Annotated in this window: 26 protein-coding genes; 6 read left to right on the top strand and 20 right to left on the bottom strand. The window is 59.7% G+C overall.

Going from position 1 to position 19,674, the window contains the following annotated elements:
* Nucleotides 1–23 precede the first annotated feature (23 nt).
* The 16 genes from KBP54_RS01985 to rpsJ form a co-directional block, all read right to left on the bottom strand.
* The gene (locus tag KBP54_RS01985; RefSeq protein WP_256006161.1) at nucleotides 24–1,286 is read right to left on the bottom strand and encodes an ABC transporter permease; all 1,263 of its coding nucleotides are present in this window, start codon (nucleotides 1,284–1,286) and stop codon (nucleotides 24–26) included.
* On the bottom strand, nucleotides 1,283–2,884 hold the full coding sequence (locus KBP54_RS01980) for an efflux RND transporter periplasmic adaptor subunit (protein ID WP_256006159.1): 1,602 nt from the start codon (nucleotides 2,882–2,884) through the stop codon (nucleotides 1,283–1,285). Before KBP54_RS01980 ends, KBP54_RS01985 begins: the two co-directional genes overlap by 4 nt.
* Before the next feature lie 27 nt (nucleotides 2,885–2,911).
* Entirely contained in the window at nucleotides 2,912–3,136 is a 225-nt protein-coding gene (locus tag KBP54_RS01975) for a sulfurtransferase TusA family protein (RefSeq protein ID WP_070363094.1), read from the bottom strand.
* Nucleotides 3,129–4,721: a sulfurtransferase TusA family protein gene (locus KBP54_RS01970; RefSeq protein WP_256006157.1), complete on the bottom strand. Its 1,593-nt coding sequence runs from the start codon at nucleotides 4,719–4,721 to the stop codon at nucleotides 3,129–3,131. The genes KBP54_RS01975 and KBP54_RS01970 overlap by 8 nt, the downstream gene beginning before the upstream one ends.
* Nucleotides 4,722–4,728: 7 nt before the next feature.
* Nucleotides 4,729–5,127, bottom strand: coding sequence for a DsrE family protein (locus KBP54_RS01965; protein ID WP_256006156.1), 399 nt, complete (start codon nucleotides 5,125–5,127; stop codon nucleotides 4,729–4,731).
* Between the two features lie 99 nt (nucleotides 5,128–5,226).
* A complete protein-coding gene (gene rpsQ / locus KBP54_RS01960) occupies nucleotides 5,227–5,511 on the bottom strand; it encodes a 30S ribosomal protein S17 (protein ID WP_070363097.1) in 285 nt (94 codons plus the stop codon).
* Nucleotides 5,512–5,513: 2 nt separating this feature from the next.
* Nucleotides 5,514–5,744 carry a 50S ribosomal protein L29 gene (gene rpmC, locus KBP54_RS01955; RefSeq protein WP_070363098.1) on the bottom strand — a complete coding sequence of 77 codons (231 nt, stop codon included), beginning with the start codon at nucleotides 5,742–5,744 and terminating at the stop codon, nucleotides 5,514–5,516.
* Nucleotides 5,744–6,160: a 50S ribosomal protein L16 gene (rplP, locus tag KBP54_RS01950; protein ID WP_070363099.1), complete on the bottom strand. Its 417-nt coding sequence runs from the start codon at nucleotides 6,158–6,160 to the stop codon at nucleotides 5,744–5,746. Before rplP ends, rpmC begins: the two co-directional genes overlap by 1 nt.
* 3 nt (nucleotides 6,161–6,163) lie before the next feature.
* The gene (rpsC, locus tag KBP54_RS01945; protein ID WP_070363100.1) at nucleotides 6,164–6,907 is read right to left on the bottom strand and encodes a 30S ribosomal protein S3; all 744 of its coding nucleotides are present in this window, start codon (nucleotides 6,905–6,907) and stop codon (nucleotides 6,164–6,166) included.
* Nucleotides 6,907–7,266, bottom strand: a complete 360-nt coding sequence (rplV, locus tag KBP54_RS01940) for a 50S ribosomal protein L22 (protein WP_070363101.1) — start codon at nucleotides 7,264–7,266, stop codon at nucleotides 6,907–6,909. Before rplV ends, rpsC begins: the two co-directional genes overlap by 1 nt.
* Nucleotides 7,267–7,269: 3 nt before the next feature.
* Nucleotides 7,270–7,545 (bottom strand): 30S ribosomal protein S19, encoded by a 276-nt coding sequence (gene rpsS, locus KBP54_RS01935; RefSeq protein WP_070363102.1) that lies wholly within the window; start codon nucleotides 7,543–7,545, stop codon nucleotides 7,270–7,272.
* A gap of 16 nt (nucleotides 7,546–7,561) precedes the next feature.
* Complete coding sequence (gene rplB / locus KBP54_RS01930) at nucleotides 7,562–8,401, bottom strand: 50S ribosomal protein L2 (protein WP_070363103.1); 840 nt, start codon at nucleotides 8,399–8,401, stop codon at nucleotides 7,562–7,564.
* 25 nt (nucleotides 8,402–8,426) lie between these two features.
* Nucleotides 8,427–8,732 carry a 50S ribosomal protein L23 gene (rplW, locus tag KBP54_RS01925; protein WP_070363104.1) on the bottom strand — a complete coding sequence of 102 codons (306 nt, stop codon included), beginning with the start codon at nucleotides 8,730–8,732 and terminating at the stop codon, nucleotides 8,427–8,429.
* Nucleotides 8,733–9,389 carry a 50S ribosomal protein L4 gene (rplD, locus tag KBP54_RS01920; RefSeq protein ID WP_070363105.1) on the bottom strand — a complete coding sequence of 219 codons (657 nt, stop codon included), beginning with the start codon at nucleotides 9,387–9,389 and terminating at the stop codon, nucleotides 8,733–8,735. It abuts the gene before it with no gap.
* The gene (rplC, locus tag KBP54_RS01915) at nucleotides 9,386–10,042 is read right to left on the bottom strand and encodes a 50S ribosomal protein L3 (protein ID WP_070363106.1); all 657 of its coding nucleotides are present in this window, start codon (nucleotides 10,040–10,042) and stop codon (nucleotides 9,386–9,388) included. The genes rplD and rplC overlap by 4 nt, the downstream gene beginning before the upstream one ends.
* 43 nt (nucleotides 10,043–10,085) lie before the next feature.
* Nucleotides 10,086–10,391, bottom strand: a complete 306-nt coding sequence (rpsJ, locus tag KBP54_RS01910; protein WP_003848085.1) for a 30S ribosomal protein S10 — start codon at nucleotides 10,389–10,391, stop codon at nucleotides 10,086–10,088.
* 566 nt (nucleotides 10,392–10,957) lie between these two features.
* Between rpsJ and KBP54_RS01905 the strand changes: the two genes are divergently transcribed.
* The 6 genes from KBP54_RS01905 to KBP54_RS01880 are packed head-to-tail and all read left to right on the top strand — an operon-like array spanning nucleotide 10,958 to nucleotide 13,950.
* On the top strand, nucleotides 10,958–11,452 hold the full coding sequence (locus KBP54_RS01905; protein WP_070363107.1) for an Asp23/Gls24 family envelope stress response protein: 495 nt from the start codon (nucleotides 10,958–10,960) through the stop codon (nucleotides 11,450–11,452).
* A gap of 2 nt (nucleotides 11,453–11,454) precedes the next feature.
* Nucleotides 11,455–11,766 carry a hypothetical protein gene (locus KBP54_RS01900; RefSeq protein WP_256006154.1) on the top strand — a complete coding sequence of 104 codons (312 nt, stop codon included), beginning with the start codon at nucleotides 11,455–11,457 and terminating at the stop codon, nucleotides 11,764–11,766.
* Nucleotides 11,767–11,823: 57 nt separating this feature from the next.
* Complete coding sequence (locus KBP54_RS01895) at nucleotides 11,824–12,024, top strand: hypothetical protein (protein ID WP_070363109.1); 201 nt, start codon at nucleotides 11,824–11,826, stop codon at nucleotides 12,022–12,024.
* Complete coding sequence (locus KBP54_RS01890; RefSeq protein WP_256006152.1) at nucleotides 12,024–12,809, top strand: Asp23/Gls24 family envelope stress response protein; 786 nt, start codon at nucleotides 12,024–12,026, stop codon at nucleotides 12,807–12,809. The genes KBP54_RS01895 and KBP54_RS01890 overlap by 1 nt, the downstream gene beginning before the upstream one ends.
* Nucleotides 12,796–13,389, top strand: a complete 594-nt coding sequence (locus KBP54_RS01885; protein ID WP_070975789.1) for a hypothetical protein — start codon at nucleotides 12,796–12,798, stop codon at nucleotides 13,387–13,389. Before KBP54_RS01890 ends, KBP54_RS01885 begins: the two co-directional genes overlap by 14 nt.
* Nucleotides 13,390–13,950, top strand: coding sequence for an Asp23/Gls24 family envelope stress response protein (locus KBP54_RS01880; RefSeq protein ID WP_070363112.1), 561 nt, complete (start codon nucleotides 13,390–13,392; stop codon nucleotides 13,948–13,950).
* A 675-nt stretch (nucleotides 13,951–14,625) separates the two neighbouring features.
* Here KBP54_RS01880 and tuf read toward each other — a convergent pair.
* The 4 genes from tuf to rpsL all read right to left on the bottom strand — a co-directional run bounded on the left by tuf (nucleotide 14,626) and on the right by rpsL (nucleotide 19,336).
* Nucleotides 14,626–15,816 (bottom strand): elongation factor Tu, encoded by a 1,191-nt coding sequence (gene tuf / locus KBP54_RS01875; protein ID WP_070363113.1) that lies wholly within the window; start codon nucleotides 15,814–15,816, stop codon nucleotides 14,626–14,628.
* A 313-nt stretch (nucleotides 15,817–16,129) separates the two neighbouring features.
* Nucleotides 16,130–18,250 carry an elongation factor G gene (gene fusA / locus KBP54_RS01870; RefSeq protein WP_070363114.1) on the bottom strand — a complete coding sequence of 707 codons (2,121 nt, stop codon included), beginning with the start codon at nucleotides 18,248–18,250 and terminating at the stop codon, nucleotides 16,130–16,132.
* Nucleotides 18,251–18,490: 240 nt separating this feature from the next.
* Nucleotides 18,491–18,958 carry a 30S ribosomal protein S7 gene (gene rpsG / locus KBP54_RS01865; protein WP_070363115.1) on the bottom strand — a complete coding sequence of 156 codons (468 nt, stop codon included), beginning with the start codon at nucleotides 18,956–18,958 and terminating at the stop codon, nucleotides 18,491–18,493.
* Nucleotides 18,959–18,964: 6 nt separating this feature from the next.
* Nucleotides 18,965–19,336, bottom strand: coding sequence for a 30S ribosomal protein S12 (gene rpsL / locus KBP54_RS01860; protein WP_070363116.1), 372 nt, complete (start codon nucleotides 19,334–19,336; stop codon nucleotides 18,965–18,967).
* Nucleotides 19,337–19,674 lie beyond the last annotated feature (338 nt).

The following is a 19,674-nucleotide window of genomic DNA, read 5'->3' as shown; positions in this document are numbered from 1 at the left end:
ATGTGTCACTCCAAACGTTGTTGCTATTCGTAGCGCAGGGCTTCGATCGGGTTCATTCTCGATGCGCGGTTTGCCGGGTAGTAGCCGAAGAACAGGCCAATCAGCAGCGCGAATACCAGTGAGAGTAGCACTGCCGAGATCGGGGGGAACACGAAGGCGTTCAGCAGCAGCGCGCCCAGCATGCCGAAGCCCGCGCCCACGACCACGCCGAAGAGCCCGCCGATGAGGCAGACGATCATCGCCTCGGTGACAAACTGCGTGCGGATCATCCGACGCGTCGCGCCCAGCGCCATGCGCACACCGATCTCACGGGTGCGCTCCGTCACGGTAATCAACATGATGTTCATCACGCCGATACCGCCGACGAGTAGCGAGATCCCGCCGATTGCGGAGACCACCACGCTCATCATGGTCAACGTCTGGTTGAGCTGATCGATGTCACGCTTCATGTCGGCCACTTTCCCCTTGTAATCGGGGTCGTCCTCATAGGCGCGGTCCGCCCACGCCTGGACGTCCTTGGCCACTTGATCGGTGTCGGCGCCGTCCGCGGCGCGCACGCTCACGTTGTCCACGCCAGGCACCGGCGTGCGCATCATGTCCGGCTGCACCGTGTACGGCACCGCCATCATCGACTGCGAAAAGTCCCCGACCAGCACTCCCTGCTTCTCAAAGTGCCCGTACGCACCGACCACCTGCACCGAAGCGTACTGCCCGCCGATGTCCAGCTCGACTTCCTGCCCGATCGCCGAATCAGGGTCGTTATTGAACAGCTGCTCCACAACCTCCGGCGAGACCACCGCCACGGCGCGGTTCGCCTCAATGTCGTCTTGGGTCAGAAATCGCCCGGCGGTCAGCGGCAGGTTCTGCATCTCCAGCTGGTCAGCGTTGACAAAACTCACCATCGTGGTGCCGTGCGCCAGCCCGCGTGTCGCCTGAGCTGTCGAGCTATCCAACTCAAACGCGATACCCTTCGCCCGCGTCCCGAGTTCGGCGCGCAGGTCCTCGATCATGTCGGGGGTGAGCTTCGAGGCGTCGTCAATTTCTTGGAACATGTAGCGGGCGGCCTCGCTGTCATCCTCCTGGCGGGGCTTGACTTCGAGGTGGACGTCGTGAATGCCGAACTGCTCCAGGCTGTCCAGCGTCTGCTTCTGCATCGCCTTACCCAGCGTCATAATCGCAATCACCGAGGCGATGCCAATGATCACCCCGAGCAGCGTCAGCGCCGAGCGCATCTTGTTCGCCCGCAGGCTCACCGTAGCGAGTCTGACAGATTCGCGCGGGTTCACTCCTGCTCCTCAACCAAGGTCACGGTGGCACCGACGCGTTCGCGATACTCGGCAGGCTTGTTCAGCACCCGCGTCCCCTTCTCGACGCCCTCTACGACCACATCCGAATCCGACACCAGCCCAACCTTGACAGGCGTCTTCACTACCTCGAACTTGTCCCCGTCATCCTTCGGGCGCAGCGCGTACACCGAGTAGCTACCGTTCTCATCGACGACGGCCTCCCGCGGCACAGCGAGCGCGTCCTTCGCGGACTCCGTGGTGATCTGCGCCTTGGCCGTGCCGCCGATCTTGAGGCCCTCGGTATCACCCAGAACCTCGATCTCCACGGGGAACTCCGGGCGCGCCGCCTGCGCCGACGCCCCATCCGCCGCGGGCTGCGTTTCCGCAACCGATGAAACATCCAGCACACGGCCCTTAAACTTCTTCGCGCCGGTGCCAGGCGTGGTGAACGAGACGGCGTCGCCCGGCTTCATCTTCGCCGAGTCCAGCTCCTTGACGCTCGCGCGCAGCACCAGCCGGTTCGGGTCCGCCACAGAGAGCAGATAGCCCGTCGGCGTCTGCCCCTGCTTCACCGCGACCTCCGCGACCACACCCGCGATCGGGGCTCGCACCTGGCCCGACGCCACGTCGACCTCAAGCTGCGCGATTGACTGGCCCGCCGCGGCCTGCGCCGCCTGCACCCCACGCTGTGCCTGCTGCACCGCTGCCGCCTGGGAGTCGAGCTGCTGCTGGGCCGCAAGCTTTGCTACCTCGAGCCCGACCGCTGCCTCCGCCTTCGCATCAAATGCCTGGGCAACTGCGCGCTGCTTCGCCGCAAGATCCGCGTCGGTGTCGTTGAGGGCAGCGTCGTACGCTTTTTGCGCCGCAGAAAGGTTGTGCTTCGCGCCGCGGTAGCGTTCGTCGGCCTCCAGTTTGCTCAGCAACGGCTGCACAGCATCGTCTTGCGCCATCCCGGATTGGAAGATGCCGTGGTTGCCACGCACAGACTCCAGGGCCGCCGTCAGCGCGTCACGACGCGCCGAGTCCACGCCCTGCGCCTGCGTAAGCAGCGTGCTGTCCAGGCCCGCAGCGACTGCTTTCTTTCGCTGCTCGAAAACTGCGGTAGCCTCCTGCAACTGGCCATCAGCCTGGCGAAGCGCCGCCTCCGCCTGCGTCACCTGCGGGTTCAGGCCACGCTGCATCGCGTCGCTCGACTGCCGGTAAGCCTGCTGGGCCTGCTCAAGCTGATTCTGCGCCGCGACATCCGCCGAAATCTGCTGCGCGCGCTGCGCATCAATCTCACGCTGGACCCCCGACGTATCCAGGACCGCGACGACCTGGCCCGCCTCGACACGCTGTCCCACCTTCACGTTCAGGGCTGTGACCGGGCCGGTCAGGTGCGTCGTCAACGCGGTCACCGTGGCAGCCTCCACCGTCGCGGTGACCGGCACTTTGGCAGCAACATCACGAGGAGCGAGCTCTGTCGTATCAGCTGCCATGACCGGCTGACCGCCCCCAAACCCGCAGGCGGCGGTAGAGGCAAGAATACAAAGCCCGAGCCCAACGGTTGCGAGGGCTCGGGAAACGACACGGTTCGTTCGGCGCAGTCCTTTATTCACAGCGCTAAGGATAGCCGAAGTTTCACATCAATCAGAAGTTTTACGGATATAAAACTCCGGGTGATCCGCGCGCAGCAACGTGTTGCCGGTCAGGCCGCACCAGGCACGAATATCGATATCGATCGCCTCGTTCGTGGACCGCAAGTGCAGCACTTCCCCATCCTTGATCTGGTCGCGGAACAAGAGGAAGAGGCGCACCAGGACATCACCGCACGCGATGTCCTGGGCGTCCCAGTAGTGATCCTCATGCATTGCGGCGCGCCATCACATTGTCGCGGGCCTGCACAATGAGCGCGAGTTGCTGCTCAGCCAAGTTCGCGGCCACGATCGGGTTATCCGCAAACGTTGCAAAACCGCAGTCCGTGGAGAAGACCACCCGGTCAGCTCCGAACGTGTCCAGGGCGCGCTCGATGCGCTCCTCCACTGCTTCGACCGGCTCCAGCTCCTGGAGTTTTTGGTTCAGCACGCCAACGCAGATGCGCTGGTCGTCGCGGATTCCCTCGAGGGCTCGGATATCGCCGGCGCGAGGCGTCGCCAACTCCATGGACAACATACCCACGTTCAGCGAGGCGAAAAGCTCAACAAACGGAGCGTAATCGCCCGTCAGCGCCGCCGACTCGTCCGTGGTCCAGTTGCCGCGGCACACGTGCAGCGCCAACCTGTCCTTCGGCAGCCCTTCTGTGAGCTCGTCGAGCAGGGACTTCGCGAACTCCAGCTCCTCATCCACCGTGCCCTCCAGGCCGTCGAGCGCGCCACACATAAACGTGCGGCCGCCCCCGCCTGCCTGCCCGTACACGACTTCAGTAAGCACCGGCTCATCGATCTGCACCAGCGACGTTCCCTTCGCCAGCAATTCGTGGAGCTCCTCGCGTAGCACGCGGACGATATCCTTCGACATCTCCTCGCGGTTCTCGTACGCGCGGTCGGAGACACACTCCATCCACATCGTGCGTGTGAGCAGATACGGCCCTGGCAGGCACACCTTCACCGGGCGGTCGGTGAGCTGCTGCACAAACTCAACCTCGTGCGCAACCAGCGGCTTATCGCGACCAAGCGGGCCAAAGACCGCCGGGTGGCGCACCTCGCCCGCCGGGACGTCCAACGCGCGAAGCTCGCGCTCGAACTCCTCCGGGTCATCCACGTACGGCAGCAGGTCCGTAATCGGGATGAGCTGGCAGTTCTGCAGACGCCCCGCGACGAAGCTCGAGTAGTTGTCGCGTCGCATTTCACCATCCGTGACGACGTCCACTCCGGCCCGCTCCTGCGCCGCAAGCACAAGGCGCACTGCGTCGTCGGCTGTGGCCTGGAACGTGCCCTCATCCATCCGCTCTTCGAGGTGGCGGTGCAGCGCATCCAACAACCACGGAGACCGCGGCCAAGAGCCCATCGTCAGCACAGATCCGGCCGGAATCTCCGGCGCGGGAGCTGGCTCAGGCAGTTCCTTGGCGATCGTCGGCTCCACGACCTCCTGCGTCACCGGCATCTGCGGGCGCTTGCGCGGCCCCTTCTTCTTTTTCGGGCGCACAGCCTCGGGAGCAGCCGGGATATCAGCAACCTCCACGGGCTTCGTGAACGCCCCCTTCGACACAAGGAAGCACCACCGCTTGTGCTCTGGCTCCTCAACCACGTTGACCAAGTCATTGCCAGTCAAGTTACACCAGGAAGGCAGATCCACCTTGACTGTGGAGTCGTAGGAGATAATCTCTAGCAGCTGACCAGACTCGAGCGGATCGATGTTCTTTCGAATCAACAGCAGCAACCCGTTACCGCAGTCCAGATCGCCGCCATCAAAGCTGGCGTCTGGAGCGTACGGGTGCACATTCTCTTGCTGAGCCATCGCTGCCCTAGTAGGAAACGCTTGGGGTGCCGTCCGCCAGGAACTCAACCAGCTTTGCGCCGCCGACGATGGTGGCGCCGTCGATAAGATCCTCTTCCCCGAAGCCACGCTTCTTGGCACAAGGCGCGCACACGTACAGCTTGCCCTCTGCGGCAACGAAGTTCTCAATCAACTCCTTGATTGGAGCGAAGCCCTCCTCATGGATGTCGTCCGCGTAGCCCTTCACAGCGAGGCGAGCGCCCTCGGAGGACAGGAACACCATCGTGTCCTGCGCGGAACCAACAGCAGCGTTCGCGACGACGAAGCCGAGCGTCGCCAGGTCCTCATTATCCTTCGCGTGTGCAACGGTGACACAAAACTTACCAGTACCCATCATGGACTCCTTCAAATTGGTGATATCGAACACCAGAAAGTGTACCGAAATGCAAAAAGCACCACCCCCTCGTCGCGAAACTTGGGGGTGGTGCTCTCTTGTCCTTGAGTCGGACGCCTCTACCGGATGGGTTTAGCGTGCCTTCTCAATGATCTCCACGAGACGGAAGTGCTTGTCCTTGGACAGCGGACGCGTCTCCTGGATGCGGACGAGGTCGCCAACACCGGCGGTGTTCTCCTCGTCGTGTGCCTTCACGCGCTTGGTGGTACGGACGATCTTGCCGTACAGGGCGTGGGACTTGCGGTCCTCGACCTCGACAACGATGGTCTTGTCCATCTTGTCGGAGACGACGTAGCCGCGGCGGTTCTTCTGAACACGCTTCTCGTTGGTCTGTTCGTTCACGTTTGCCTCACTCATGATTAAGCCTCAGCTCCCGGAACAACGGACAGGCCGAGCTCGCGCTCGCGCAGCACGGTGTAGATACGTGCGATGTCGCGCTTCACGGTGGAGATGCGGCGGTTGTTGGTCAGCTGGCCGGTAGCAAGCTGGAAGCGCAGGTTAAACAGCTCTTCCTTTGCCTCGGACAGACGAGCGCGCAGCTCTTCGTCGTTGAGCTCGCGGAACTCGGATGCGGGGGTACCGTTTGCCATTAGAACTGGTCCTCCTTCTTGATGATGCGAACCTTGCAAGGCAGCTTCGCGCCTGCGCGGCGCAGTGCCTCGATAGCGGTTGCGTCGTTCGGGTAGGACATCTCAAAGAGAATACGTCCCGGCTTTACGTTAGCGACCCACTTCTCGACAGGGCCCTTACCGGAGCCCATACGAACACCGAGCGGCTTCTGCGTCAACGGACGGTCCGGGAAGATGTTGATCCAGACCTTGCCACCACGCTTGACGTGGCGGTTGATCGCAATACGAGCCGCCTCAATCTGACGGTTGGTGATGTACGCCGGCTCGAGAGCCTGCAGAGCGTAGTCACCGAAGTTGATCGTGTTGCCACCCTTGGACACGCCAGAACGAGTCGGGCGGTGCTGGCGGCGGTACTTCACACGCTTAGGAATAAGCATTGATTAGCCCTCCTGCTTCTGCTCTGCACGCTGGCGGCGCTGGCCACCACGGCGTGGGCGGCGATCGCCACGGCCACGACGCTCGTTCGACGGAGCGTTGAGCTCGGACTCGCGCACGCCACCGACGACGTCGCCCTTGTAGATCCAAACCTTGACGCCGATGACGCCGAAGGTCGTGTGTGCTTCTGCGATGCCGTAGTCGATCTCAGCACGAAGGGTGTGCAGTGGCACACGGCCTTCGTGGTAGCGCTCGACGCGGGACATTTCAGCGCCGCCGAGACGACCCGAGGTCATGACCTTGATGCCCTTGACCTGTGGGTTACGCATAGCGGACTGGATTGCCTTGCGCATCGCACGACGGAACGCAACGCGGTTGACCAGCTGTTCAGCGATGGACTGAGCAACGAGCGTCGCGTCGGCGTCGACGTTCTTGACCTCGAGGATGTTCAGCGCAACCATCTTGCCGGTGAGCTTCTCGAGCTCACGGCGGATGCGGTCAGCCTCAGCGCCACGACGGCCAATCACGATGCCCGGGCGGGCAGTGTGAATGTCGACGCGGACGCGGTCACGGGTGCGCTCGATGACGACGTCGGAGATACCGGCGCGCTCGAGGCCCTTGGACAGGAACTCGCGGATCTTGATGTCTTCTGCGACGTAATCAGCGTAGTTCTTGTCGGCGTACCAGTGGGACTTCCAGTCGGACGTGATACCCAGGCGCAGGCCGTGTGGGTGAATCTTCTGGCCCATTACTTCGCCCCTTCCTTGGACTCGACAACTACGGTGATGTGCGAGGTGCGCTTCCGGATCTGGAATGCGCGACCCTGAGCGCGTGGCTGGAAGCGACGCATGGTCGGACCTTCGTTTGCCCAGCACTCGGAGACGACCAGCGTACGCGGGTCCAAACCGAAGTTGTTTTCAGCGTTGGCGGCTGCAGATGCAACAACCTTGGCGACGTCCTTCGCAGCACCCTGTGGTGCGTACTTCAGGACTGCGAGAGCCTCGGAGACGGACTTCCCACGGACGAGGGCGAGCACGCGGCGCGCCTTCATCGGAGAAACACGAACGAACTTGGCCGTCGCGGATGCAGTGGTGATGGTGTCAGCCATTGCTTATCGACGTCCCTTCTGTTCCTTGACGTGACCCTTAAAGGTCTTGGTTGGTGCAAACTCGCCGAGCTTGTGGCCGACCATGGACTCGTCGACAAACACCGGGACGTGCTTGCGGCCGTCGTGGACGGCGAAAGTGTGTCCGATGAAATCTGGGAGAATGGTCGAACGGCGAGACCAGGTCTTGATTACCTGCTTGGTGCCTGCATCGTTCTGAGCGTCCACCTTGTTGAGGAGGTGCTCATCGACGAACGGGCCTTTCTTTAGGCTACGTGGCATGTCTTACTACCTCCTCTTAACGCTTCTTGTTCTTCGAGCGACGGCGTCGCACGATCATGTTGTTTGAGTAACGGTTTGGGTTGCGGGTGCGAACTTCCTTCTTGCCCCATGGGGACACTGGGTGACGACCACCGGAAGTCTTACCTTCACCACCACCGTGTGGGTGATCCACAGGGTTCATGACAACACCGCGGACCGTTGGGCGCCAGCCCTTCCAGCGCATACGGCCAGCCTTGCCCCAGCGGATGTTGATCTGGTCAGCGTTGCCGACCTCACCAACGGTTGCGCGGCAGCGGATGTCCACGCGGCGAATTTCGGAGGACGGCATACGCAGCACTGCGTAGGAACCTTCCTTACCGAGCAGCTGAATAGAAGCGCCTGCGGAACGAGCAAGCTTGGCACCTGCACCAGGCTTGAGCTCAACAGCGTGGATCGTCGTACCGGTCGGGATGTTACGAAGTGGGAGGTTGTTACCAACCTTGATGTCGGCGTTAGGACCAGCCTCAACGACGGCACCCTGCTTCAGGCCCTTCGGAGCGATGATGTAGCGCTTCTCACCGTCGTAGTAGTGGAGCAAAGCAATGTTAGCGGTGCGGTTCGGGTCGTACTCGATGTGAGCAACCTTTGCCAGCACGCCGTCTTTGTCCGAACGACGGAAGTCAATCACGCGGTAGCGACGCTTGTGGCCGCCACCACGGTGACGAGTGGTGATGTGGCCGTGCGTGTTGCGGCCACCCTTCTTCGGGAGCGGGCGCAGCAGCGACTTTTCCGGAGTGGAGCGGGTAAGCTCCTCGAACTCCGAAACAGAGCTGGCACGGCGACCCGGGGTTGTCGGCTTGTACTTACGAATAGCCATATTTTGTCCTTTTCTATCGAGTCACTTAGACGGCTGCGCCGCCGAAGATGTCGATGGGATCGCTGCCCTCGCGGAGAGTAACGTAGGCGCGCTTGGTGTCCTTGCGCTTACCGAAACCAGTGCGGGAACGCTTGCGCTTGCCCTCACGGTTCACGGTGTTCACCGAAGCGACGTCGACGCCGAAAATCTCTTCCACGGCAATCTTGATCTGGGTCTTGTTAGCAGACTTCGCTACAAAAAACGTGTAGGTGTTCTGCTCCATCAGCGCGTAGGTCTTCTCAGAGAGGACCGGCGCGATGATGATGTCGCGGGAATTCACGATCTTAGCCATTTACTTCTCCTCCTCCGCAGCTTCAGCCTTGCCACGGTTGATGAAGGTGTGCAGCGCCTCAACCGAGAACACAACGTCATCGGCGTTCAGCACGTCGTAGGTGTTCAGCTGCGCCGGCTCAAGAATGGTGACGCCCGGCAGGTTCCTTGCGGACAGACGGGAGTTAACATCCTCACGGCCGATCACGAGCAGCACCGACTTACGGTCAGTCAGACGCTCAATGAACGCACGAGCAGACTTGGTCGAAGGCTTCTGGCCCGGAACAAGCTCCTCAATGAGGTGGATGCGCTCGTTGCGAACACGATCAGTGAGTGCACCAGCAAGTGCAGCCTTGATCATCTTCTTTGGGGTGCGCTGCGCGTAAGAACGCGGCTGCGGACCGTGGACAATGCCACCGCCGGTGAAGTGTGGCGCGCGGATCGAGCCCTGACGAGCGCGACCGGTGCCCTTCTGGCGGAATGGCTTCTTACCACCACCGCGGACCATGCCGCGGGTCTTGGTGGCGTGAGTGCCCTGACGAGCGGCTGCCAGCTGAGCTGTCACAACCTGGTGCATCAGGGGAATGGAAGCTTCACGGTCAAAAAGTTCTGCCGGAAGCTCAACGGAACCGTTGGTCTTTCCGTCTGCGGTGTGGACGTTCAACGTCAGGTTCGTCATGCGTGAGCACCGCCCTTCACTGCGGTCTTGACGGTAACAACAGAACCCTTCGCACCAGGGATAGCACCCTTGATGAGGAGGAGGTTGTTGTCGCCGTCGATGCGTTGAATCTTCAGGTTCTGGGTAGTAACGCGGTTACCGCCCATACGGCCAGCCATGCGCTTGCCCTTGAACACGCGACCCGGCGTAGACGCGCCACCAATGCCACCAACGCGACGGTGAGCAGCCTGGTTACCGTGTGCTGCACCCTGGCCCGCGAAGCCGTGACGCTTCATTGCGCCAGCGAAGCCGTGGCCCTTGGTGGTGCCAGCAACGTCGACGAAGACGTCGCCGTCAAACAGATTGACGGTGATCTCTTGGCCGAGTTCGTACGCAGAGGTGTCATCCATGCGGATTTCAGCTACGTAGCGACGTGGGGTGACGCCAGCCTTCTTGAAGTGGCCAGCCTCTGGCTTGTTCGTCTTACGGGGATCGATGTCGCCGTAAGCAATCTGGATGGCGGAGTAGCCATCAGTCTCTGGTGTACGGATCTGGGTGACCACGCACGGCCCAGCCTCAACGACGGTAACCGGGATAACACGGTTCTCGTCGTCGAAGATCTGGGTCATGCCGAGCTTGGTGCCCAGAATGCCCTTGATCTGGTTATCAGACATGTATTAGTTCTCCACTACTTACAGGTTGTCGGATCTCTAGTGATTACTGGATGTTCACGTCAACGCTTGCAGGAAGGTCGATACGCATGAGCGCGTCAACCGTCTTCGGCGTCGGATCGAGAATGTCGATGAGACGCTTGTGCGTGCGCATCTCAAAGTGCTCGCGAGAGTCCTTGTACTTGTGGGGAGAACGAATAACGGCGTACACGTTCTTCTCTGTGGGCAACGGCACCGGTCCAACGACGCGGGCACCCGTGCGGGTGACCGTCTCAACGATCTTCTTCGCAGATGCGTCGATCGCTTCGTGGTCGTAGGCCTTCAGCCTGATGCGGATCTTCTGTCCCGCCACGCTTACCTCTTCCTCGCATCCCCACATTCTGAACGAAGCGGTGGGGTTGTAGCTTCTAGTTTCTCTATAACGTTGTCCGGGCTGGGCCCATGGCTCAACGCCAGTGTCGTTTTCATTGACTGTTTGACACTTCCGGAAGGTGAGTAACGCGACAATAAACTGCGCGCTTACTTCAGTGCTTCCGCCTCGGTGCACACGTGCATCGGGGTGTCAGACTCGGAAGGGTGCGTGACCCTTGCGTACTGCCGCTGTTTATTTGCCATGTCCCTTCTCCGGTTTCTCACCTAGTTAACCTAGATAAAAACCTTCTTTGGAAGGTGTCATGTTTACCCCACCATCACAACCTTGCGGCCGCCATGTCGAGGCAACCCGAGTATTAAAACACGTTCTTGCAAGAAGTGCAACCCCTTCTCCGAACATTTCAGTTTGGTTGCAGACTGATATCCATTCGGAAATTTTTGCATCGATTCAGGCAAGCTAGCTGGTTGCTGTGTACCCTGGGTGTTTACACGGGCGTCTGTCCGTCGTACTTTTCTTTACCCAATATATAGACGAAGGGATTTTCCATGGCCGACCACAATGCAACCGAGAACACTCCTGCCACCACCGAGGCAAAGGAGACAGAGCAGGTTCGCACCCGCAACTCCAACCTTGAGACTGAGCACGGCACCACGATGATCGACGACAACGTCGTCGGCAAGATCGCCGGCATCGCCGCCCGCGAAGTTTCCGGAGTTTACAACCTGGGCGGTGGCGCTGCACGCATGTGGGGCGCTGTTCGCGAGTCGCTGACCTCCTCCACCAATGTTCAGCAGGGCGTCGATGTCGTTGTCGAGGACGGCCACGCTTCCGTCGCTGTTGCAATTATTGCGGAGTACGGCGTCGCCATCCACGAGCTCGCAAACGCCATCCGCGAGAACATCACTGTTGCTGTTACCCGCATGACCGGCCTTATCGTTGACCGCGTCGACGTCACTGTTCACGACGTCCACCTGCCGGAGCAGGACAACGAGGAGTCCAACGAGGCCGCTTACAACGCTAACCAGGCGCTGGCTCAGTAGTTATGGCGTACACCTCCGTTAGCCGCGAGGTGGCCGAAGCCGCCCGGGACGCCATTTTGGCTGTCCCTGGCGTTGCGGGTATGCACAGCGGGTTCTTCGGTGAAGTTGCCCTCCTGCTACCCGGTGAGCGGATCGAAGGGCTCAAACCCGCGACGCGATCCTCAGACCCCAACCTCCGCGGCCTTGAAGTCAACTTTATTTACGACGTTTCGAGCGAACGGGACATTCACTCCGTCGCCGACGACGTACGCACCGCTACCCTGCGCGCCACCGATGTCGATTTCGTCGACGTTGTTGTCGCCGACGCCGAATAGGAACGCCCATTAGGGCGTCCGCGTTGCGTACCCACAACTACAAGTAAGTGGTGAACAATGAATCTTTTATCTAACAAAGCGTTAACCGGTGTCATTATCGGCATTATCGTTGCTTTCTTCGTCACCTTTGGCGGCGGACTCGGGCTACTGTGGCTCGTTCTCTTCTCCGTCATTGGTGGTGTCGTCGGCGCCCAGCTTGATGGCAAGCTGGACCTCGCAGAAATCCTGAGCACCAGCTCGGGCAAGGGTCGTAGCTAATGGCGTCGAACCAATTCCATCTCAGTGAGCGCGTCATCGCGCAGATTGCTGAGGTGGCGGCTTCGTCAGTGCCCGGCACGATCGAAATGGACGCAAAGCTTGCAGGTTTGGCAGGCCGCAGCTTTCCCCAAATCGATGTCCGCCTGGACCGAGTTTCAGGCACCGCGGCCGTCGAAGCCGAGATCGCTACTACTTACCCTGCCCCCATTGCTGCCATCACGGACGCCGTGCGTTCAACGATCATCTCGCACATCCGGACATTGACTGGGCTGGACGTCTCCAGCGTCAATATCGAGGTGGCAAACGTCACCGCGAACGCCGGTGAACCCGTCTCGTGGGACGACGTTGCAAACCACCAGTCGTTCATCATCCCGACTCCGCTGAAGGTCAAGCCTTTGGACGTAGAGTCCCCGACGACGAAGGAGCCGGAACCGTTGCACGATATCGTCGCTCGCTCGCTTGTCGACGACCTGACGGACACCCACGTTCCAGAGCCAGTCTCTGTGAAATCCATTACTGCTCCGACTCCGTACCCCGTGCGTACCAAGGGCTTCGAAGCACAGCCCGCGCGAGTTTTCCGTCCACGGACACCGGAGCCTGCCCGACTGCTTGGCGTGCAAACACGCAAACAGCGCGTATATAGCCCGAGCGTTCCGCAACCTGCGCCGCTCAAGCCCATTCGCGTGAAGCGCACTGCGGCACCGACGACGGTATCGGCACCGCAACCTCAGCCGCTTCGTGAAATTACGATCAAACCGGCGGTGAAGTACTATGACCGAACCTAATACGCCCGTCGCCCCAGTAGGCCCGCACCCGGCTGCCGCACCTAAAGCTAGCCCAGTTGCTCGCTGGATCACCGTGCTCGCTGGCCTGGCGTTCCTCGGGGGCGCCGTTGTTACCGGGCACGACGCTTGGGTGCGACTCCAGGAAACTAGCAACCAACCGGAGTGGCTCCCCGAGCTCTACGACCAGTTGACGTTGAATCTCATTGACATCACGTGGGTGGGCGTCGCAGTTGGCATCATTGTGATGCTCGTAGGGCTCGCGCTTGTGGTTGCATCGCTCAAACCTCGCCAGAAGACGCACCTTCGCGTGCAGTCCCCAGTTTCGATCTGGACACGACCAGTGGACATCGCACGGAAGTCAACATTCCTTGCAACATCCCAGTTCGGAGCTAATCATGCACGCACCAAGGCTGACCGGAAGAAGGTCACACTCACAATGCAGACCGACACGCAACGCCCCGAGGTAGAGCAGCAAGCGCACGAAACTCTCGTTGGTGAGTTCCAGCGTCTGGAGCAGGTACCCGCCATCACCATCAAGACCGAAGCGCCAGCACCAGTTGCTGAACAGGAGGCGAAGTAAATGACCAAGACACTTGCGTTCTTTGACCGCATACTCGTCTTCATCCTCGGAGTTTTGTTGCTCTGCATCGGGTTCGTTCCACTCGCATACTTCTGGGACATCCCCTACGTCAGCCAATGGATCCAGCAAGTGGATCCAGTGGTGATCGGCAACCTGCCCTACCGTTCCTGGTACAACACCGCGTTGATCGTCGGTGCGGTTGTGCTGGTAATTATCGGGCTGTGGGCCATTATCGCAAATATTCGCAGCCGCGGGTTCTCCACCCGCGCCATCACCGCAGCCGACGCCGAGCATGGCACAACCGAAATCAACGTCAAACGCGTCGCCGAAGCCGCATGCCACCACTTGGCTATGGACCCCATCATCAACTCTGCCGACGCCAAAGTTGCGATGGTCGAGACCAGGCCGACCGTTGAATTCGTTGCGATTGCCAACCCAGCATTCTCGCTGGACGAAGTCGTTGACGTTCTCGAGCGCGCCGATCAGGACTTCCGAATGGCAAACCACACAATGAACGTGGATACCCTGTGGAAGCTGCACTTCGACCAGGTTAGCGCCTAAAAGGACTCACGCGAATGCTCCCCACCAACAGGTGGGGAGCTTTTCGTGTCCAGACGGTGCGGCTTAAGGGACATTTTGTGTGTATATATCTATTCGGTTTCCCGGACTCCCGATATGGTTTTCAAAACAGTTCCATTCGCCGGTCTTGAGAATTGAACGCCGGATGACGTCTGACGTGTGGGATGTATCGAGTCTGCGGGTAGCGCAGCGAGATTGGTGGCTCTAGAGAACAAGAACCGGTCTCTCTACGCGTTGGGCGATCGCATACTGCCAGGGGGACGAGCAAAGCCCTGACGTGCACGATACTGGCCAGGGCACGAACATGACCGGGAAGCAAGTGGGGTATGCCGCTAACTGAGCTGCCATACAGCCTGCGGGGCGAGAGACGATCTTGCACACAGCGGTGCACTGAATGGGCGGCTGAAAGAATTCAATACTGGCAATGATCGTCAGTGCAACCCCGGTCTAGCCGTGAGAAAGGGGTGGGCTGGACGCGGCTAGTTACACACAAAATGTCCCTTAAGTCGGCGGTGCCCAATGCACTGAAGTAACAGCACGGTGACCAGTTGCAGGACATAGTGGTCCTAGAACCATTGCCTTCCCAACGCACTGTAGGCATGAAAAAAGGTCACTCCCCGATGGGGAGTGACCTTTACGTCACGTTATCGGACTGAATTAGCCGAGGATCTTGGTGACGCGGCCAGCGCCGACGGTACGGGAGCCCTCGCGGATAGCGAAGCGCAGGCCCTCGTCCATAGCGACTGGGTGGATCAGCTCGACGGACATGTCGACGTTGTCGCCAGGCATGACCATCTCGGTGCCCTCAGGCAGGTGCACAACACCGGTAACGTCGGTGGTGCGGAAGTAGAACTGAGGACGGTAGTTGTCGAAGAATGGCGTGTGACGGCCACCCTCGTCCTTGGACAGGACGTAGACGGAGCCCTCGAACTTGGAGTGAGGGGTGTAAGCGCCCGGCTTGATGACAACCTGACCACGCTCAACGTCCTCACGCTTCAGGCCACGGAGCAGCAGAGCTGCGTTGTCGCCAGCCTCAGCGGTGTCGAGAAGCTTGTTGAACATCTCGATGGAGGTGACGGTGGTCTTCGTGGACTTCTCGCGGATACCGATGATCTCAACTTCGTCGTTGAGGTTCAGGACGCCACGCTCAACACGGCCGGTAACAACGGTACCGCGGCCGGAAATGGTGAAGATGTCCTCGATCGGCATCAGGAAGTCACGGTCGGTCTCGCGAACTGGGTCCGGAATGGAGTTGTCGCAAGCTTCCATGAGCTCAACGATGGAGTCAACCCACTTCTCCTCGCCCTCAAGAGCCTTCAGAGCGGAGATGTGAACGATTGGAGCCTCTTCGTCGTAATCCTGCTCTGCGAGAAGCTCACGAACTTCCATCTCGACGAGCTCGATGATTTCCTCATCGTCGACCATGTCGCACTTGTTCAGAGCAACGAGGATGTAAGGAACGCCAACCTGGCGAGCAAGCAGAACGTGCTCGCGGGTCTGAGGCATCGGGCCGTCGGTAGCAGCAACCACGAGGATTGCGCCGTCCATCTGAGCAGCACCGGTGATCATGTTCTTGATGTAGTCAGCGTGGCCTGGAGCATCCACGTGTGCGTAGTGACGCTTAGGAGTGTTGTACTCGACGTGGGAAATGTTAATGGTAATGCCGCGCTCGCGCTCTTCCGGCGCCTTGTCAATCGCGTCGTACGCGAAGGACTTGTTCTCCTCCGGGTACTTGTCAGCGAGCACCTTGGTGATAGCAGCCGTGGTGGTCGTCTTACCGTGGTCGACGTGACCAATGGTACCGATGTTGACGTGCGGCTTTGTACGTTCGAACTTTGCCTTTGCCACTGTATGTCCTCCTAGGACTTCATGGTGGCTACGACCTTCGCAGCCACGTGGTTTACATTTGCCTTTGCCTTCGAAAAGGCGTCGGCTCATTCACAATGTGCCAGTTACCTGATCCTAGAGATTCCCAGTCTGATTTTCAAACCGTCAGACCGAAAGTTCCGGGATCATTCGTCGCGAGTAACGGCCGGCTCAAACCACCACTTCAATCTTGTGGCGATTCCAGCGCGACCGCTACTAGCGGCCATCCCTGCTTCCTTCTACCGGTCACGCTCACTGGCACGTGAGCAGGCCGTCGAGAAGCAGGGAGCAGCGATTAGTTGCCGTTGCGGGCGTCGATGATTTCCTGAGCGACGTTGGACGGAACCTCACCGTAGGAGTCAAACACCATGGTGTAGTTCGCGCGACCCTGCGTCTTGGAGCGCAGGTCACCAACGTAGCCGAACATCTGCGACAGCGGAACAACAGCCTTGACAACCTTGGCGCCAGAGCGGTCGTCCATCGAGTTGACCTGGCCACGACGGGAGTTCAGGTCACCGATGACGTCACCCATGTACTCCTCAGGCGTGACAACCTCAACAGCCATCAGCGGCTCGAGCAGCACTGGCTTCGCCTTAGCGACGGCCTCCTTGAGCACCTGCGAACCGGCCATCTTGAAGGCCATTTCGGAGGAGTCAACCTCGTGGTAAGCGCCGTCTTCGAGGGTTGCCTTGATGTTGACCAGCGGGTAGCCAGCGAGGTAGCCGTACTGCATCGCGTCCTGGATACCGGCATCCACGGAAGGGATGTACTCCTTCGGCACGCGACCACCGGTGACCTCGTTGACGAACAGGTAGGTTGCGCTCTCGCCCTCTTCCAGGGTCTCTGGATCCGGGTTGTAAGGCTCGATGGAAACGATAACCTTTGCGAACTGACCGGAACCACCCGTCTGCTTCTTGTGGGTGTAGTCCAGGGACTGCACCTTCTTGCGGATGGTCTCGCGGTACGCAACCTGTGGAGAACCAATGTTCGCCTCGACCTTGAACTCGCGCTTCATGCGGTCAACGAGGACGTCGAGGTGGAGCTCGCCCATGCCGCCGATAACGGTCTGGCCAGTCTCCTCATCCAGGTGAACGGTGAAGGTTGGGTCCTCTTCAGCAAGCTTCTGAATAGCGGTGCCCAGCTTCTCCTGGTCAGCTTTGGTCTTCGGCTCAATAGCAACCTGAATAACCGGATCCGGGAAGTCCATGGACTCGAGGATGATCGGGTGATCAGGGTTGCACAGGGTGTCACCAGTAGTGGTGTGCTTCAGACCAATGAACGCGTAGATGTTGCCGGCGTCAGCGTGCTCAACCGGATTCTCCTTGTTCGCGTGCATCTGGAAGAGCTTGCCCACGCGCTCACGCTGCTGCTTGGTGGAGTTCATCATGTTCTCGCCCGGGATAGCCTGGCCCGAGTACACGCGCACGTAAGTCAGCTTGCCGAAGAACGGGTGCACAGCAATCTTGAACGCCAGTGCAGAGAACGGCTCATCAACGGAAGGCTTACGCGTGAGGTCTTCCTCACCGTCGACGGAGGTGCCGTGAACCTCGCCGATATCCAGCGGAGAAGGCAGGTAATCGACGATGGCGTCCAGCACAGGCTCGACACCCTTGTTGCGGTACGCAGTACCACAGAACACTGGGTAAACTTCCGAATTAACGGTCAGCTTACGGATGCCAGCCTTGAGCTCCTCGATCGTGAGCTCTTCGCCGCCGAAGTACTTCTCCATGAGCTCTTCGTCGGACTCAGCAACGGTCTCGACGAGCTTCTCACGGTACTCCTCAGCCTTTTCCTTCAGATCGTCCGGGATCTCGGTGATCTGTGCAGGAGTGCCGGTCTCGACCTTGCCTGGCCACAGCATTGCCTTCATCTCGAGAAGGTCAACGACACCGTCAAAGTCATCCTCAGCACCGATCGGGAGCTGCATTACCAACGGCTTCGCGCCGAGACGATCGACGATCGTGCCAACGGTGTAGTAGAAGTCAGCGCCCAGCTTGTCCATCTTGTTGACGAAGCAGATACGCGGAACGTCGTACTTTGCAGCCTGACGCCAGACCTGCTCGGACTGCGGCTCAACGCCTTCCTTGCCGTCGAACACAGCAACTGCGCCATCGAGCACGCGCAGGGAACGCTCAACCTCAACGGTGAAGTCCACGTGACCCGGCGTATCGATGATGTTGATCTGGTTGTTATTCCAGAAGCAGGTCACTGCTGCGGACGTAATGGTGATGCCGCGCTCTTTCTCCTGCTCCATCCAGTCGGTGGTTGCGCCACCGTCGTGGGTCTCGCCGACCTTGCGGTTAATACCGGTGTAGAACAGAATGCGCTCTGTCGTGGTGGTCTTACCAGCATCGATGTGCGCCATGATGCCGATGTTGCGGACCTTGTGCAGATCCTTAAGCACTTCTTGTGCCACGTTATTTACCCCAACTTAAAAGTCGTCGACGTGCTGCACACGTCTTGGCGAATATTTACCTAGTTCATTGTGCCACTGTTTGCCCAAGATGGGCAGAGTCGGCCTGCAAGTCACCTCAAAACAAAAACCCGGACGCCGCACGTGCACCCACATTGGTGGGTAACCACGTATGCAATTGTGCACACGTTGTCCGTGTCAGCATGGTCCGGGCGTTTTGTCTCATATATGACCTACCGGCGACTACCAGCGGTAGTGAGCAAACGCGCGGTTTGCCTCGGCCATCTTGTGGACGTCCTCGCGACGCTTCACGGATGCACCCAAGCCGTTGGATGCGTCCAGGATCTCGTTAGCGAGACGCTCGATCATCGAGTTCTCACGACGCTGGCGCGTGAAGGTGACCATCCAGCGCAGAGCCAGAGTGGTTGCACGAACTGGCTTCACCTCGACTGGAACCTGGTAGGTAGCGCCACCGACACGACGGGAGCGAACCTCAAGGTCAGGACGGATGTTGCCGAGTGCCTTTTCCAAGGTGCCAACCGGATCGGTGCCGGTCTTTTCACGGCAGATCTCGAGCGCACCGTAGACGATGCGCTCAGCGGTGGACTTCTTGCCGTCGAGAAGCACCTTGTTGACCAGCTGGGTCACGAGTTCAGAGTTGTATACCGGGTCCTTAACGATGGGACGCTTCGGAGCTTGCTGCTTACGCATTTCTGATTACTGTCCCTTCTTTGCGCCGTAGCGGGAACGAGCCTGCTTACGATCCTTGACACCCTGGGTATCCAAGGAACCACGAATAATCTTGTAGCGAACACCCGGGAGGTCCTTCACACGACCACCACGGACAAGCACCATGGAGTGCTCCTGGAGGTTGTGGCCCTCACCTGGGATGTATGCGGAGACCTCAATACCGGAGGTCAGACGAACACGAGCAACCTTACGAAGCGCCGAGTTCGGCTTCTTCGGCGTGGTGGTGTACACGCGGGTGCACACGCCACGACGCTGCGGGGAACCCTTCAGCGCTGCAGTTGCTACCTTGCCACGCTTGTCGTGGCGGCCCTTGCGGACCAGCTGCTGGATAGTTGGCATAGATTTTCCTTCTAATTTTTACGCTGAGGCGGACAATCGCCTGAACATGCAAAAATGAGGGCTCTTTCCCGGGGCCCTGCCGCACGTCCAGAACGCTCCGCCACGTTTATGCGAAAACGATCAGACACTTCACCTTGAGGTGGTGAACCGTCCGACAGCGTATCACGAGCCACCCCAGCTTTGCAAGACCGAAACTTCCTCCACAGTACATACCCCCGCTCGAGGGTGTACTGAAGGTGTATGGAGGCGCTACTACACCTACACCTATCGCCCGTCGTCCACCAAGGGTGCACACCCCTACGGCTACCACATGTTGTATCTCAGTTACTCTTTGTGTC

It is taken from the genome of Corynebacterium pseudogenitalium, from assembly GCF_024453815.1.
In the GTDB taxonomy this organism is placed as follows: Bacteria; Actinomycetota; Actinomycetes; order Mycobacteriales; family Mycobacteriaceae; genus Corynebacterium; species Corynebacterium pseudogenitalium.
The sequence above is the reverse complement of the archived record's forward strand: the minus strand, read 5'-3'. Positions and strand labels throughout refer to the sequence as shown.

Bases quoted from the DNA above. Each gene is read 5' to 3' on its own strand.
- KBP54_RS01975 (WP_070363094.1), bottom strand. From the start codon at position 3,136: ATGCATGAGGATCACTACTGGGACGCCCAGGACATCGCGTGCGGTGAT.
- KBP54_RS01970 (WP_256006157.1), bottom strand. From the start codon at position 4,721: ATGGCTCAGCAAGAGAATGTGCACCCGTACGCTCCAGACGCCAGCTTT.
- rpsQ (WP_070363097.1), bottom strand. From the start codon at position 5,511: ATGAGTGAGGCAAACGTGAACGAACAGACCAACGAGAAGCGTGTTCAG.
- rpmC (WP_070363098.1), bottom strand. From the start codon at position 5,744: ATGGCAAACGGTACCCCCGCATCCGAGTTCCGCGAGCTCAACGACGAA.
- rplP (WP_070363099.1), bottom strand. From the start codon at position 6,160: ATGCTTATTCCTAAGCGTGTGAAGTACCGCCGCCAGCACCGCCCGACT.
- rpsC (WP_070363100.1), bottom strand. From the start codon at position 6,907: ATGGGCCAGAAGATTCACCCACACGGCCTGCGCCTGGGTATCACGTCC.
- rplV (WP_070363101.1), bottom strand. From the start codon at position 7,266: ATGGCTGACACCATCACCACTGCATCCGCGACGGCCAAGTTCGTTCGT.
- rpsS (WP_070363102.1), bottom strand. From the start codon at position 7,545: ATGCCACGTAGCCTAAAGAAAGGCCCGTTCGTCGATGAGCACCTCCTC.
- rplB (WP_070363103.1), bottom strand. From the start codon at position 8,401: ATGGCTATTCGTAAGTACAAGCCGACAACCCCGGGTCGCCGTGCCAGC.
- rplW (WP_070363104.1), bottom strand. From the start codon at position 8,732: ATGGCTAAGATCGTGAATTCCCGCGACATCATCATCGCGCCGGTCCTC.
- rplD (WP_070363105.1), bottom strand. From the start codon at position 9,389: ATGACGAACCTGACGTTGAACGTCCACACCGCAGACGGAAAGACCAAC.
- rplC (WP_070363106.1), bottom strand. From the start codon at position 10,042: ATGTCTGATAACCAGATCAAGGGCATTCTGGGCACCAAGCTCGGCATG.
- KBP54_RS01905 (WP_070363107.1), top strand. From the start codon at position 10,958: ATGGCCGACCACAATGCAACCGAGAACACTCCTGCCACCACCGAGGCA.
- KBP54_RS01900 (WP_256006154.1), top strand. From the start codon at position 11,455: ATGGCGTACACCTCCGTTAGCCGCGAGGTGGCCGAAGCCGCCCGGGAC.
- KBP54_RS01895 (WP_070363109.1), top strand. From the start codon at position 11,824: ATGAATCTTTTATCTAACAAAGCGTTAACCGGTGTCATTATCGGCATT.
- KBP54_RS01890 (WP_256006152.1), top strand. From the start codon at position 12,024: ATGGCGTCGAACCAATTCCATCTCAGTGAGCGCGTCATCGCGCAGATT.
- KBP54_RS01885 (WP_070975789.1), top strand. From the start codon at position 12,796: ATGACCGAACCTAATACGCCCGTCGCCCCAGTAGGCCCGCACCCGGCT.
- KBP54_RS01880 (WP_070363112.1), top strand. From the start codon at position 13,390: ATGACCAAGACACTTGCGTTCTTTGACCGCATACTCGTCTTCATCCTC.
- rpsG (WP_070363115.1), bottom strand. From the start codon at position 18,958: ATGCGTAAGCAGCAAGCTCCGAAGCGTCCCATCGTTAAGGACCCGGTA.
- rpsL (WP_070363116.1), bottom strand. From the start codon at position 19,336: ATGCCAACTATCCAGCAGCTGGTCCGCAAGGGCCGCCACGACAAGCGT.